This is a genomic window from Pseudomonas sp. SAR267, from assembly GCF_052077595.1.
Taxonomy (GTDB): Bacteria; Pseudomonadota; Gammaproteobacteria; order Pseudomonadales; family Pseudomonadaceae; genus Aquipseudomonas; species Aquipseudomonas vlassakiae.
In genome coordinates this window covers 3444577-3459003 of the sequence record NZ_JBQIHU010000001.1, presented here as the reverse complement: position 1 = coordinate 3459003, position 14427 = coordinate 3444577, and the positions used below count along the sequence as shown (strand labels likewise).

Sequence of the window (14427 nt, the reverse complement as noted above, 5' to 3'; positions counted from 1 at the left end):
ATTTATTGACCACCTGGCTGGCCATTTCAGGCCTAGCGTGCAGGGCTCATTTCAGCCGAGCCTTACCAACATGCACGATCCTTCTGCCACACCGTCCCTTTCCTTCAGACAGCTTGTCGCCAATCACTTTGCAGACCGGCCAACCTTGCGTGACGTCATCGCCCACGAGGGTTTTACCGCCCTGCTCGACCGCTACCCATGGATCAGCCAACAGCATCCCCGACTCGGTTCGCTTGAGGGCTTCAGTATCCTCCACGCCGCGACGCCCACAACCGCAGCCCGTCAGAGCGACCTTTTGGACACACTGCTGGACAGTTTCCTGAGCGGCAAGAGTCTTTCGCTTACCAACGCGGATCATCTCAGCACAGCGCCACCGGAGGTCTTCCGTGCCCAGGAGCGAGATGACTACAGCAACCCAAAACCGCAAATCGACCTTGACCTGCAGAAGCTCGGCAGCGACCTGGATTCATGCCTGGCCGCACTACCCCAGGCCTATCAGCTGGCGCAAACGGCCTACTGGAATGGCTGCGATGACGGCACGGAAATATCCCGCCTGGGTTGGCTTGAGCAGGTCATAAAGGCAGCGTTGCTCGACAACGTTCACCGGCAGTATCTGGATGCCGACGAAAAACGCATGGTCTTCAACCTGCTTGTGGGGAGTGAACAGGACGTGTCCATTCATGCCTTGCAGGTCACCCTTAGCCTGGGCACCAGCAGCTGGCACCCGCCAGTACCCCATCTGCTGATAACCGGCAGCGGCTCACGCACGCTGTGCTGCCAACCCTCTGGCATCGTTCGCAGCTACCCCGACGAGAATGCTTTCGCCACGGCGCTGCGCGATGAGCTGGCGGAGCGCTATCGCTTCGACAGGCTGAGTTGGGCACATCAGCTTGTGCAAGGCGATCCTCTGGCTTATCAGGCAGCCCAGGTACTGAATGTCACCCTCGATGATATTCGCCGGGTGCGCCTGGCCGGCATCCCCAGTGTCGGAGCCCTGGAAACTATCTTCAGGGCCGTGAGCAACCCGGCACCACAGTTTCTCAACCAGCCACTGCCCACTCTCCAGCGGCCGGCCATCGCGCTGCCAGCCTGGCTGGAAACAGCTAGTCCTGATAATCGCTTTCACTACCACGCCGCGTTGCTCGACCTGGCCGCCCTGCAGGGGCAAGCCAGCGACAAGGCACCATTTGCCGACATTGGAGACCTCAACAGCTTCGCCAACCGGCGCCTTCGCGAGCAACTGCAAGCAGCCCATCCTGACGTGGCACAGCACGATCCAGATCGCGTGCTGGTCCGGATTTCCCAGGCCATACCGGCCAGCTTCCCTGCTGACGCGCGCGCGCTCTATCTCAGGTCCGAAACCCTGACGGAACTCGCCATAGCGCGCTTGCGGCTGAATGCCGGCGAAGTGATGACCGGTTTGTGCGATGCCAATGGCAAGGCTATTCACGATTGGCTGACGCTGGAACAGGTCAGGGCGCTGGTGCATGCCGTTGACGTGGGTGCCGAATATCCGCGCTATGTGAGAACACTGGCCTACGCACCACCCCGACTGGCACAGCGTGTCAGCCAGTACCACCGGGAATGGCGGAACGCGCTGTTGCTGCGCGCACTACAGGGCCGTGTCGAGAAAAACCTGAGTGAGGCCGCATGCCAGGCCCTGGTCGACTTTTCTCAAGCCATGAGCGAGCAGGCCGACCAGGCACGGCTCGCACCGTTGGCACTGCTGGCCGCGCCAGGCGCCTCGGCACACGATATCGTGCATGGGATGTTTCTGCTCCAGTTGCCCCGGAGCACGGGCTGGGTACTGTATCGCCCGTTCTATCAGCAAGATAGCGTTCGCGAGTTCGCCAGCCTGGAGCTGCTGATGGCAGCGATTCGCGCACCAGGCGAATTGCAGCAGAGCGTTCTCGACTGGTTGGACGAGGATGCCCGGCCGGTCTATGCCGATGATGGTTTTACGCGACCTCATCTGCATCCGGGGCTCTCGCAACTGGCTCACCTGGTCGGCCCAGGCGCGTCCTTGGTGGACAACATCCTGGAAAGCCTCAAACGCCCGGTCAGCGCAGCATTCGATCCCTGGACCGAGCAGCTGCCCAGCAAACTGTTCGACGCCAGAATCGAGGCCATGATCCTGTTGGCATCCAACAGCAGCACTTCCAACGCGCAAGAGAAATGGGCGCTGGCCAAGCAAGCTGCCTGGGCCGCGTTCAACGGCGCCACGCTGTTCCTGCACGGTACCCTGGCGAATTTGGTATGGCTGATGAGCGCGGTGCCCGCCTTGAAAGAAGACTTCGACGAAGTGCTCCACGCCAGCGCGGAGCAAAGGGGCGTGGCCGCTACCGACCTGCTGACCAATCTGGCGATGCTGTTGGCCCACCGTGGCGCCCGGGAAAAACAGGGCATTCTCGTAGAAGCCGTGCCGCACACAACACGTCTTGACGAACCGGCTGGCCGCAGCGCCAATGACCCGGAAGTGGCCGATAAGCCAGACAAAGCCACCTGGCAGCCGCACAGACCGGCCACGTTGCAGATAACCAGCTGGCGCAACAAGCAACGCCTTGGTTATTTGACCGCAGCGCAACGCGGCGACTTGGCCAGGCTGCAGGCCCACGTTTCCCTGAACAGCCAGGACGCCATTACCAGCGGCCGCTTGCGCGGCCTGTACCGGGTCGAACAACGCCTCTACACAAGGCTTCAGGGAATCCCCTTCGAGGTGCGGGAAACCTACGGCGGCATGCAGATCATCGGCCCGGACGTCAGCCAGGAAGAGTGGCAGACCCACTGGGGTGGCGCGCCTGATGACTACCACATCGTTGGCCGCGAACGGCTCAAGGGCCCATGGCTGGCACGCTGGAACGGCGAATGGAGGCTGGACCTGGCCTTGGCAGGCGGCATGCCGAAAAGCAGGGAAGCCATCCATGCCGAAAACCAGCGGCAGTTCGACGCGCTGCGCGCCGCTGCTCAGGCCAATGGGGATGCGCTGGCCAAGCTGCAAACCCTGATGGACCGCAACACCACACAGCTTCAAACCTATGACGAGATGGCCGATGCATTCAGCCAAGCGTTCAATGCAATGCCCACCCGCGACCTCGCTCAGCTCCCCGAATCACTGATTGAGCAGCGCCAGGCATTGCTGGTGCTTCGCCGGCAACTTCATCCCGAACTCAGGGCAGCTGCCCTCTACCTGGAAAAGCAAAAGAAGTTGCTGCATGAAAACATCGGCTTCTTCAGGCAACTGCTTGAGCCGCGCTTCCTCAGGATGAGCCATAAGACCGATTTCCAGCGGCGCCTCAGCAGCTGGTCGGCGGCGGCCATCGACAATGACATGATGCTATTTCGACGTCTGCTGGAGCTGACCGACCACGATATGCTCCGGGAGCAATCCATCGGCTTGCTCAAGCATCCGCAAACGCCGGAGCAGATGCAACGCTACGTGGCGTTTCGCGATCTGACCCAGCAAACGCTGGTTACCACCCGCCAACTACTTGAGGTCAGCGAGCAACTGGACACCCTGTTGCCTGCAGTGCTCGACGACAGCCAGATCGACTTTCCCAACAAGCGTGAGAAGGTTGACCAGGCCATTCGCCAGCGCCCCTATTCGACATTGATCATCCGCGCGCAACTGCTCAGCGACCAGGCCTATCTGACCCTTGACAAGACCCGGCTGACAGCCGAAGCGGCTACCGACCTGGTGCCGCTGCAAGATGCTCTGAGCAACAAGGCGCTATCGGCCACGATATGGAGCCATGATGGCCTGGCCTCCGCCGACCTGCCCCGCGAACAGCAAATTGAGGTACTGAACCAGGCACTGCGCGAATACCGAGTGATCCTCGGCAAGGCCCATTACATGCAGTCCTTCACGTCGCAGGCAGTGAATGGCGAAATGCTGGAAGCCTACGTGCAAGAACTCAGTAGCCTGGTGCGCCAGACGGAAACCCAGCTGAGCAATGTCCTGGCCAGCATCGAGAGCGGTGCCGCACCTGCCTTGCCGCGCCCGCCCCATCGTGTCCGACCTGGCCGACGCATGCTGATCCGTACGTCCCACGGCCGCTCGGTGCTGGTGGAGCGTGACCAGGCGGGCCAGCGCGCGGTCCTGCGCAACCCCGTCAACGAGCAGCCCGCAGGCGCCTATGAACTACGTGGCGATCAATGGCACGAACTCACTGCAGCGGAGCAACCTGCGCCACAGGGCAGCGCAGAGCCAGGCCGCCGTGCTGCGCGCCTGCTGGCGCAAACGGACCAGCGGCTCGCCCTGGCAGCGCGCTATGGCAACGAACCGAACAGCCTGGCAGACCTCATGGACTGGCACATCGACGACCTGCGCCAGGTCGCACAGCAGCTGGAAAACGTAGAAGCCCCCGAAGCCCGTCGCCTGAGCAGCCAGCTGAGCGATGCCATCATCCTGGTCCGCGGGGAAAAACGACGCCTGCTCACCGATGCCTACCTCAACACCCGCCACCCGGACGCCAACGCCCTGCGCTACCTGCATGAGCAAGGGCGCCTGCAGATCAGCCTGAGTACGTCACGCAAGCCGCTGCGCACGGCCAATGATTTTCTTGACGTGTATGAAGTACGGGACCGTGAGGCCCCGCATCAAGTGCTGTGGGAAGCGCACTTCCATTACCGCAGTGCCGACGCGGCGCCGCGCGCATTCGCCAAGGCACATCTGAAATTCTGGGAAGCGCGTGGCAAGGAGCGCGAGGCCCGGCTCGAGGAAGCGGGAACCGCCGCTCAGCGACTGGAGATCTACCGTGGCGACCTGCGTCTGGAGCAGATCGCCGACATCATTCCGTTCCCCGCTGCCTGAGGCGGCCGGCAAACGCAAGGCCCGGCCTCAGGCCAGGGCCTTGTCCAGGGCGCGCTCGATCTCGCCCTTGATGGTACCGCTCATCATCGACAGCATCATGCCCAGTTTCAGCTCAACGCGGATGCTGTCTTCAGCGATGTGCACGCTACCGCTGGCGCCACTGCGCGTCACGTCGACCCGGTCACCGTTCCAGGTGGCCTTGAGGTCGTATTCGCGGCTGAGCTTGTCGACCAGCGCTTCGGCCTTGGCGCGGGCGGCATCGCGGCCGAGGGAGTGTTTGCGTTCGACGCTGATCTGGGTCATGCGGGTGTTCCTGGGTATGTAGACATAATCTGCATTATGCCCGCCCCTGCCCCCAGGCACACCCCGCCAAGACAAATCCGCCCGTTCGCCCTAGAATGGCGGTAATTTTTTCCGGTGAAGCGATATGAACGACCAGCGCAAAGGCGACCACGCCGAACCCACCACCCATTTCGGCTACCAGGACGTCCCTGAAAGCCAGAAGGCGAAGAAAGTCGCCGAAGTGTTCCACTCGGTCGCCGCCAAGTACGACCTGATGAACGACGTGCTATCCGGCGGCATGCACCGTCTGTGGAAGCGGTTCACCATCGAACTGTCGGGCGTGCGCGCCGGCAGCCGCGTGCTGGACATCGCGGGAGGGACCGGCGACCTGGCCGCCAAGTTCTCGCGCCTGGTCGGCCCGACGGGCCAGGTGATTCTGGCCGATATCAACGATTCGATGCTCAAGGTCGGCCGTGACCGCCTGCTCGACCGTGGTGTGGCCGGCAATATCGAGTTCGTCCAGGCCGACGCCGAAAAACTGCCGTTCCCGGACAACCACTTCGACTGCGTGACCATCGCCTTCGGCCTGCGCAACGTCACCCACAAGGACCAGGCCATCCGCTCGATGTTGCGGGTGCTCAAGCCGGGCGGGCGCCTGTTGATCCTGGAGTTCTCCAAGCCGACCAACAAGCTGATGTCCAAAGCCTACGATGCCTATTCGTTCGCCTTCATGCCGCTGGCCGGCAAGCTGATCACCAATGACTCCGAAAGCTACCGTTACCTCGCCGAGTCGATCCGCATGCACCCCGACCAGGAAACCCTCAAGAGCCTGATGGTCGAGGCCGGTTTCGACCGCGTCACCTACCACAACATGACCAGCGGCATCGTTGCCGTGCACCGGGGAATCAAGCCCTGATGCTGCTGGCCGGGCTGCTCGCCAGTGTCGAACATGGCCTGAACCGTGTCCTGCGCATGGACAGCACGGCCTTGCCGCGGCTGGCCGCGCTCGCAGGCAAGGTCATCGAGATCGACTGCCGCCAGCCGGCCCTGCAGGTGTTCATCCTGCCCGATGAAGAAGGCCTGATGCTCGCCGCCCACTGGGAAGGCGCAGTCGACTGCAGCCTGCGCGCCCCGGCCGGTAGCCTGGTACAACTGGCCGTTGCCCGGGACAAGACCGCCGTGCTGCACAGCCCGCAGGTCGAACTGCATGGCGACAGTGCCGTGCTGCTCGACCTGTTCGGCATGCTGCAGGACCTGGAACTGGACTGGGAACACGAGCTACAGCGCTGGCTCGGCCCGGTTGCCACGGCCATGCTGGCCGGGCACATCCGCCTGCGCGCACGCTGGACCCGCCAGGGCCTGGCACGTTTCAGCCAGAACCTGTCCGAATACCTGGCCGAAGAGTCCCGTACCCTGGTGGGCAAGCGCGAAGCTGAAGCCGCCTTCAGCGAACTCGATGCCCTTAAGCTCGACACAGAACGCCTCGAGGCCCGCCTCAAGCGCCTCTCCCGATCCCTTGATACCAGCGAAAACGCATGAAGCTGCTCGCCGTCCGCCGTCTTTTTCGCATCCAGCGCGTGGTAATCCGCTACCGTCTCGATGACCTGCTGTTCGAACAACCCCTGCTGCCCTGGTGGCTGGCCAGCCTGCGCCTGCTGATGCCCTGGCGCTGGCTGCCGCGCAAGCCATCAGCGCTCAGCCGCGGTGCGCGCCTGCGTCTGGCGCTGCAGGACCTGGGGCCGATCTTCATCAAGTTCGGCCAGTTGCTGTCCACCCGCCGCGACTTGCTGCCCACCGACATCGCCGACGAGTTGATGCTGTTGCAGGACCGCGTGCCGCCGTTCGACCCGAAAAAAGCCGTGGCACTGATCGAAGATCAGCTCGGCGCCAAGGTCGGCGAAGTGTTCAGCCGTTTCGACGTAGAGCCACTGGCCTCTGCTTCGGTCGCCCAGGTGCATGCCGCCCGCCTCAAGAGTGGCGAAGAGGTGGTGGTCAAGGTGGTGCGCCCTGGCCTGAAGCCGGTCATCGCCCAGGACATGGCCTGGCTGTTCCAGATCGCCAAGGCCGCCGAGCGCGCCTCGGCCGACGCCCGCCGCCTGCACCCGGTGGAAATCGTCGGCGACTACGAAAAGACCATCTACGACGAACTCGACCTGCTGCGCGAAGCGGCCAATGCCAGCCAGCTGCGGCGCAACTTCGAAGGTTCCGAGCTGATGTACGTGCCCCAGGTGTACTGGGACCTGTGCCGCCCCAAGGTGCTGGTGATGGAGCGCATCTACGGCGTGCCGGTGACCGACATGGCCACCCTGGCTGACCAGCGCACTGACATGAAGATGCTGGCCGAACGTGGCGTGGAAGTGTTCTTCACCCAGGTGTTCCGCGACAGCTTCTTTCACGCCGACATGCACCCGGGCAACATCTTCGTCAGCACAGTCAAACCGTGGAGCCCGCAGTACATCGCCATTGACTGCGGCATCGTCGGCAGCCTCACCGCCGAAGACCAGGACTACCTGGCGCGCAACCTGATCGCTTTCTTCAAGCGTGACTATCGCCGCGTTGCCGAACTGCACATCGACTCGGGCTGGGTACCAGCGCATACCAAGGTCAATGAGTTCGAAGCGGCGATTCGCACCGTGTGCGAGCCGATCTTCGAAAAACCGTTAAAGGATATTTCCTTTGGCCAGGTGCTGATGCGGCTGTTCCAGACCGCCCGGCGCTTCAACATGGAAGTCCAGCCGCAGCTGGTGCTGCTGCAGAAGACGCTGCTCAATATCGAAGGCCTGGGCCGACAGCTGTACCCTGACCTGGACCTGTGGAGCACCGCCAAGCCGTTCCTCGAACGCTGGATGCGCGAACGCATGAGCCCCAAGGCGGTGCTCGGCAACATTCATGGCCAGGTCGAGCAGCTACCGCACCTGGCTGGCATGGCCCGCGACCTGCTCGAACGTCTGTCGCAGCCGCACCTGGAAGACCCGCAACTGCCGGAACATCGCCGCCAGGGCGACCGCTGGGCGCTGCGCCTGCTCGGTGCCGGCCTGCTTGGCGGCGGTGCGGTGCTGGCCACCGGCGCCGCAGAGGCCGCCAGCCTGGCCGCACCTGGCGCCTGGCCGGCCTGGCTGATGCTGGCCGCCGGGCTTTACCTGATTGTGCGCCAATAGCCAGCCGCGCTGCTGGCTGGCACACTAGCGCAAAGGGCCCGGCACAGGAGCGGGCCCGCTTTGGAGTCGACGATGAAAGACTGGCTGGACGAGATCAAGTGGAACAGCGATGGCCTGGTACCGGCGATCGCCCAGGACCACAAGACCGGACGTGTGCTGATGATGGCCTGGATGAACCGCGAATCGCTGGCACTGACCGCCGCCGAACAACGCGCCATCTACTGGTCGCGTTCCCGTGGCAAGCTGTGGCGCAAGGGCGAGGAGTCCGGCCATGTGCAGAAGTTGCATGAAATGCGCCTGGACTGCGATGCCGACGTGATCATCCTGATGGTCGAGCAGCTGGGCCACATTGCTTGCCATACCGGCCGTGAAAGCTGCTTCTACCGCGTCTTCGAGGACGGCCAGTGGAAAACCGTCGACCCGGTTCTGAAAGACCCGGATGCCATCTATAGCGCAGGACACTGACATGAGCGACACCCTCAATCGCCTGGCCGAAGTGCTCGAAGAGCGCAAACAAGCGGCTCCTGACAGCTCTTACGTGGCCAGCCTGTACCACAAGGGCCTGAACAAGATCCTCGAAAAGCTCGGCGAAGAGTCCGTCGAGACCATCATCGCAGCCAAAGACGCTGCCGTGAGCAAGGATTACAGTGATGTCATCTATGAAACCGCAGACTTGTGGTTCCATAGCCTGGTCATGCTCAGTGCGCTGGGCCAGCATCCGCAAGCCGTGCTAGATGAACTGGAGCGCCGCTTCGGGCTTTCCGGGCACGATGAAAAGGCCGCGCGTCAGCCTTCGGCCTAAGCCAATAGAATTCTTAGGAGAGCACCATGGGTATTTTTGACTGGAAACACTGGATCGTCCTGCTGGTGGTTGTCGTCCTGGTCTTCGGCACCAAGAAGCTGAAGAACTTCGGCAGCGACCTGGGCGAGTCGATCAAGGGCTTCCGCAAGGCCATGAGCGATGAAGAGAACAAGCCGGCCGAGCAGGCCCCACCGCCCGCCCAGCCCGTGCCGCCAGTGCAGGCGCCTCACCAGCAGAGCAGCGCGCAGCCGCAGCAAGGCCACACCATCGAGGGCCAGGCCCAGCCGGTCCAAGAGCCGCAGCGGAAAGACTGACCCATGTTCGGCATCAGCTTCAGCGAGCTGCTGCTCGTCGGCCTGGTCGCCTTGCTGGTGCTCGGCCCCGAGCGCTTGCCTGGCGCCGCGCGTACTGCGGGGCTGTGGATCGGGCGGCTGAAACGCAGCTTCAATGCGATCAAGATGGAGGTCGAGCGCGAAATCGGCGCCGACGACATCCGCCGCCAGCTGCATAACGAGCACATCCTGCAGATGGAAGAGGAAGCCAAGCGCATCCTCAACCCACTGACGCCACCCGCGCAGCCGCCGGTAACCACGGCCAGCGTGCAGCCACCTGCCGGGCTCGAAGCCAGGCCGGTCGAGCCACCTGCCGCACCGGCCACATCTTCTGAACCGCCTCAACCGCCGCGAGCCCCATGAGCGAGAACCCGGAACATGACCAGCCAATGCCGCTGGTTTCGCACCTCACCGAACTGCGCACCCGCCTGCTGCGCTGTGTGGCAGTCATCTTCCTGATCTTTGCCGGGCTGTTCTCCTTCGCCCAGCAGATCTATACCTTGGTGTCGGCGCCGCTGCGCGACCATTTGCCGGCCAATGCGACGATGATCGCCACCGACGTGGCCTCGCCGTTCCTCACGCCGTTCAAGCTGACAATGATCGTCTCGCTGTTCCTGGCGATCCCGTTCATTCTCCAGCAGATCTGGGGCTTCATCGCGCCAGGCCTGTATCGCCATGAAAAGCGCATTGCCATTCCGCTGCTGGTATCGAGCATCCTGCTGTTCTACGCCGGGATGGCTTTCGCCTATTTCCTGGTGTTTCCGCTGATGTTCAGCTTCTTCGCCAAAGCCACGCCGGAAGGCGTGGCGATGATGACCGACATCGCCGCCTACCTCGACTTCGTCATGACCTTGTTCTTCGCCTTCGGTGTCGCCTTCGAGATCCCGGTAGCCGTGGTGCTGCTGGTGTGGATCGGCGTGGTCGACGTGAAGTACCTGAAGAAGGTCCGCCCGTACGTGATCATCGGCTGCTTCGTGGTCGGCATGATCCTCACGCCGCCAGACATCTTCTCGCAGACACTGCTCGCGGTGCCGATGTGGCTGCTGTTCGAGATTGGCGTGCTGTGTGGCAGCCTGATCCGCAAACGCAGCCATGCCGACGAAGAAGCCACCAACGACCCTGACGACCAGCCGCCAGCGACCCAGCCGTGAACCTGTTACTTCTTGAAGAGGCCGATTTCGTCTCGGCCGAGCGTGTCGTTCTCGCTGATCGGCGCTTCACCCACATGCAGGAAATCCACGGTGTCGCGGTGGGCGACACGCTGCGCGTGGGCCGCATCAACGGGCTGATGGGCAAGGCCACCGTGCTGCGCCTTGAGAAGCATGAAGCCGAGCTGGAGGTTGCCTTCGACCAACAGCCGCCGGCCAAACTGCCGCTGACCTTGGTGCTGGCCGTCCCGCGCCCGAAGATGCTGCGCCGGCTGTTCCAGACCGTGGCCACCCTGGGTGTGCCGCGGCTGATCCTGGTCAACAGCTACAAGGTAGAGAAAAGCTTCTGGCAAACGCCTTTTCTCAACCCTGAAACCATCCGCGAAAACCTGATTCTCGGCCTTGAGCAGGCCCGCGACACGGTGCTGCCCGAAGTGATCATCGAAAAGCGCTTCAAACCGTTCGTCGAAGACCGCCTGCCTGCCATTGCCGAAGGCACTCTCGGCCTGGTTGGCCACCCTGGCCCCTACCCGGCCTGCCCACGCGCGGTTGAAGGCCCCGTAACCCTGGCCATCGGCCCCGAAGGCGGCTGGATTCCTTACGAAATCGAGCTGTTCGGCAAGGCTGGCCTGGCACCTGTACAGCTGGGTGAGCGCATTCTTCGTGTGGAAACCGCGGTAACCGCCTTGCTCTCAAGGATTTTCTGACAGACGGGTCAGCTTTTATCTATCAAGTTTCCCCGGCGCAAGCCGATGGCGTTGGCAACACTACAATAATCTGTGCTGCCACGTTGCCGGGGAGTCGAACATGTACCAATGGTTTTCCCAATCGCTCGGGAATGTAAGCGTCAATCGCAAGTTGGGGCTGGGCTTTGGCCTGGTGCTGGTGTTGACCCTGGCCATCACCTTTACCGGTTGGCAGGGTTTGAACAATGTCACCGAGCGTGGTGACAAACTGGGCAACATCTCGGTGATCCACCAGTACACCCAGGAGCTGCGCATCGCCCGCCAGCACTACCAGCGCGACCGCAACGACGCGGCCATCGGAGAGCTGGAAAAGGCCCTGGGCAATCTGGAGCGCCAGATCACCTTCATGCTCGGGCAGATCGAGCAACCCACCGACCGTCAGCGCCTGCAACAGCAGCAGGCCGCAGTCAGCCAGTACCAGCAGGCCTTCAACGAGCTCAAGCAAGCCGGTCAACGCCGCGATGCCGCTCGTGGTGTTCTGGGTGACAGCGCCGACAAGGCCGCCGAGCTGATCAGCCGTGTGCAGCAACGCCTGCTGCAGGGTGGCGACATCAGCCAGTACCAGCATGCCGTGGACGTCAGCACACTGGTGCAACAGGCGCGCTTCCAGGTACGCGGCTACACCTACAGCGGCAACGCTGACTACCAGCAAACCGCGCTGCAGGCCATCGACCAGGCACTGGCCGAGCTCAAGGCACTTCCCGCCAGGCTGCCGGCCGAATATGCCGCCAGCCTCGACGACTCGGCCACCGCTCTGGCCGCTTACCGCGATGCGGTAACTCAGTTCGGCACTGCCCAAAGCGCCAGCGAGCAGGCCCTGCAGCGCATGGCTGAACAGGGCTCGCTGCTGCTGCAGACCAGTGAGGCAATGACCGTTTCGCAAACCGAAGTGCGCGATGCCGGCACCGCCCAGGCCAAAGTCATGCTCGGCGGTGCCACGGCCTTGGCCCTGGTACTGGGCCTGCTCGCGGCATGGGCCATTACCCGGCAGATCATCGTCCCCTTGCGTCAGACCCTGGCTGCCGCAGAGCGCGTGGCCAACGGCGACTTGCGCCAGGACCTGCTTTCGACTCGCCGCGACGAACTCGGTCAGTTGCAAGCCAGCATGCAGCGCATGACCCAGGGCCTGCGCGAGCTGATCGGCGGCATCGGTGATGGCGTGACGCAGATCGCCAGCGCCGCCGAAGAGCTGTCGGCGGTCACTGAGCAGACCAGCGCCGGGGTCAACAATCAAAAGGTCGAGACCGACCAGGTAGCAACTGCGATGAACGAGATGGCTGCCACCGTCCACGAAGTGGCGCGCAACGCCGAGCAAGCTTCGGAAGCGGCAGCCATGGCCGACCAGCAGGCACGCGAAGGCGATCGTGTCGTCAGCGAAGCGGTCGCGCAGATCGAGCGCCTGGCCAGCGAAGTGGTCAACTCCAGCGAAGCGATGAACCAGCTCAAGGCCGAAAGCGACAAGATCGGCAGCGTGCTTGATGTGATCAAGTCGGTGGCGCAACAGACCAACCTGTTGGCGCTCAATGCCGCCATCGAAGCGGCGCGTGCGGGTGAAGCCGGGCGCGGCTTTGCAGTGGTCGCCGACGAGGTGCGCAGCCTTGCCCAACGTACCCAGCAATCCACCGAGGAAATCGAAGAGCTGATCGCCGGCTTGCAAAACGGCACGCAGCGCGTGGCCAGTGTGATGGACGCCAGCCGTCAATTGACCGACAGCAGCGTCGAACTGACCCGCCGCGCCGGCAGCTCGCTGGAAACCATCACCCACACGGTGTCGTCCATCCAGGCCATGAACCAGCAGATCGCCACCGCCGCCGAGCAGCAGAGCGCCACCGCCGAGGAGATCAACCGCAGCGTGATGAATGTTCGCGATATCTCTGACCAGACTTCCGCAGCGAGTGAGGAGACCGCCAGTTCAAGCGTCGAACTGGCGCGCCTGGGCACCCATCTGCAAGGGTTGGTCGGGCGATTCAGGCTCTGACGCCTCTACACTTGCGCTGAATTTTCCTACAGAACTTTCAGGTCAAGTCCTACAAGCCCTCCGCCGATTGGCAGGGATGAGACGCCAGCACTACGCCAGCATCTCATCCCCACCAACTGGACGGAGACTTGCCATGTTCGGCTACCTCAATCACAGGCTCGGCAACATCAGTGTCGGCGCCAAGCTCGCCCTGGGCTTCGCCGTGGTCCTCGCGCTGACCATGGTCACCACGGTCAGCGGCTGGCGCGCTCTGGACGGCGCCATCACCCGCTCGGAACAGCTCAGCGAAATCGGCAAGATCAATGATCTGGTCAAGGACCTGCGCGCCGAGCGCATCACCTACCGGGTACTGGCGGATGACGCCAGCAAGGCGCAGATCGCCAGCATTCTGCAGCAGCTCGACGCCATGCTGACCACCCTGCAGCAGCGCAGCAGCGTCGATGAATCACGCCAGATGCTGACCCAGAAGCTGCAGCTGCTGCAGCGCCTGCGCGATATCTTCTCCACACTGCAACGCAGTGTCGACGAGCGCCGTTCCGTCCGCGCAGCGATGCAGGCCCAAGAGCAGAAGCTCAATGACGTCATCGACGAGCTGCAGACCCAGGCTCTGCTGAAGATGCCTGCTGATAGTCAGGGCAGCGTGCTGGGGCTGATGGATAACCTGAGCCGTCAGGTCGACACTGCCAATCAACAAAGCCTGGTGCCGGCCTACACCTTCTCGCCCCTTGAGGACTTCGCCAAGGTTGGCGATGTCGCACTGAGCGCCGCCGATACCAGCCTCGGCCAACTGCTCAAAGGCCTTGCACCACTGGGGCTGCCACGCACGCTGACGCAACAGCCCGGGATCGAACTGGGCAAGTACCGCAGCAGCCTCGAGCAGTACCGCCAAACGGCGTTGCAGGTCGAGCAGTTGCAGAACGAAATGGAACAGATGGGCACCGAGCTCAGGGCCGTCAGCCTGGAGCTGAGCGACAGGAAGGTGGAGCAACGCGACAGCGAGGCCGTGGCTGCCCGCGCCTTGCTCACCAGTGTGGCGCTGCTGGCTCTGATCGTTGGCGTCATCGCCGGGTGGTTGATTACCCAGCAGATCACCCAACCGCTGCGCCAGACGCTGGCGCTGGCCGCGCGCATCGCCAAGGGCGACCTGAGCCAGCTCGAACCGGTGCAGCGC

The 14427-nt window shown here is 63.0% G+C and carries 12 protein-coding genes and 2 pseudogenes; 13 read left to right on the top strand and 1 reads right to left on the bottom strand.

Annotated features, from left to right (window positions below):
- Window positions 1-145: 145 nt before the first annotated feature.
- Window positions 146-4810 carry a DUF6543 domain-containing protein gene (locus ACTORR_RS16315; RefSeq protein WP_313364278.1) on the top strand — a complete coding sequence of 1555 codons (4665 nt, stop codon included), beginning with the start codon at window positions 146-148 and terminating at the stop codon, window positions 4808-4810.
- A gap of 27 nt (window positions 4811-4837) precedes the next feature.
- Here ACTORR_RS16315 and ACTORR_RS16310 read toward each other — a convergent pair whose 3' ends face one another.
- The gene (locus ACTORR_RS16310; RefSeq protein ID WP_313364279.1) at window positions 4838-5113 is read right to left on the bottom strand and encodes a polyhydroxyalkanoic acid system family protein; all 276 of its coding nucleotides are present in this window, start codon (window positions 5111-5113) and stop codon (window positions 4838-4840) included.
- Between the two features lie 124 nt (window positions 5114-5237).
- Here ACTORR_RS16310 and ubiE point away from each other — a divergent pair, with 124 nt between their 5' ends.
- From ubiE to ACTORR_RS16250, 12 genes and pseudogenes are all read left to right on the top strand, one after another.
- Entirely contained in the window at window positions 5238-6008 is a 771-nt protein-coding gene (gene ubiE, locus ACTORR_RS16305) for a bifunctional demethylmenaquinone methyltransferase/2-methoxy-6-polyprenyl-1,4-benzoquinol methylase UbiE (protein WP_313364280.1), read from the top strand.
- Window positions 6008-6631 (top strand): ubiquinone biosynthesis accessory factor UbiJ, encoded by a 624-nt coding sequence (locus ACTORR_RS16300; protein WP_054884291.1) that lies wholly within the window; start codon window positions 6008-6010, stop codon window positions 6629-6631. The genes ubiE and ACTORR_RS16300 overlap by 1 nt, the downstream gene beginning before the upstream one ends.
- Complete coding sequence (gene ubiB / locus ACTORR_RS16295; protein ID WP_054884290.1) at window positions 6628-8250, top strand: ubiquinone biosynthesis regulatory protein kinase UbiB; 1623 nt, start codon at window positions 6628-6630, stop codon at window positions 8248-8250. Before ACTORR_RS16300 ends, ubiB begins: the two co-directional genes overlap by 4 nt.
- A gap of 72 nt (window positions 8251-8322) precedes the next feature.
- Complete coding sequence (hisI, locus tag ACTORR_RS16290; protein ID WP_027592414.1) at window positions 8323-8715, top strand: phosphoribosyl-AMP cyclohydrolase; 393 nt, start codon at window positions 8323-8325, stop codon at window positions 8713-8715.
- Window position 8716: 1 nt separating this feature from the next.
- Window positions 8717-9052: a phosphoribosyl-ATP diphosphatase gene (locus ACTORR_RS16285; protein ID WP_013974545.1), complete on the top strand. Its 336-nt coding sequence runs from the start codon at window positions 8717-8719 to the stop codon at window positions 9050-9052.
- 26 nt (window positions 9053-9078) lie between these two features.
- Window positions 9079-9366 carry a twin-arginine translocase TatA/TatE family subunit gene (locus tag ACTORR_RS16280; protein WP_054884289.1) on the top strand — a complete coding sequence of 96 codons (288 nt, stop codon included), beginning with the start codon at window positions 9079-9081 and terminating at the stop codon, window positions 9364-9366.
- 3 nt (window positions 9367-9369) lie between these two features.
- Window positions 9370-9747: a Sec-independent protein translocase protein TatB gene (gene tatB / locus ACTORR_RS16275; RefSeq protein WP_099815692.1), complete on the top strand. Its 378-nt coding sequence runs from the start codon at window positions 9370-9372 to the stop codon at window positions 9745-9747.
- Window positions 9744-10535 (top strand): twin-arginine translocase subunit TatC, encoded by a 792-nt coding sequence (gene tatC / locus ACTORR_RS16270; protein ID WP_054884287.1) that lies wholly within the window; start codon window positions 9744-9746, stop codon window positions 10533-10535. The genes tatB and tatC overlap by 4 nt, the downstream gene beginning before the upstream one ends.
- A complete protein-coding gene (locus ACTORR_RS16265) occupies window positions 10532-11239 on the top strand; it encodes a 16S rRNA (uracil(1498)-N(3))-methyltransferase (protein WP_054884286.1) in 708 nt (235 codons plus the stop codon). The genes tatC and ACTORR_RS16265 overlap by 4 nt, the downstream gene beginning before the upstream one ends.
- Window positions 11240-11339: 100 nt before the next feature.
- A pseudogene (locus ACTORR_RS16260) lies at window positions 11340-12401 on the top strand (methyl-accepting chemotaxis protein); the annotation flags it as partial.
- Window positions 12384-13256 (top strand): methyl-accepting chemotaxis protein, encoded by an 873-nt coding sequence (locus tag ACTORR_RS16255; protein WP_409457400.1) that lies wholly within the window; start codon window positions 12384-12386, stop codon window positions 13254-13256. The pseudogene ACTORR_RS16260 and the gene ACTORR_RS16255, both read left to right, overlap by 18 nt.
- Window positions 13138-14427: pseudogene (locus ACTORR_RS16250) on the top strand (methyl-accepting chemotaxis protein); the annotation flags it as partial. The gene ACTORR_RS16255 and the pseudogene ACTORR_RS16250, both read left to right, overlap by 119 nt.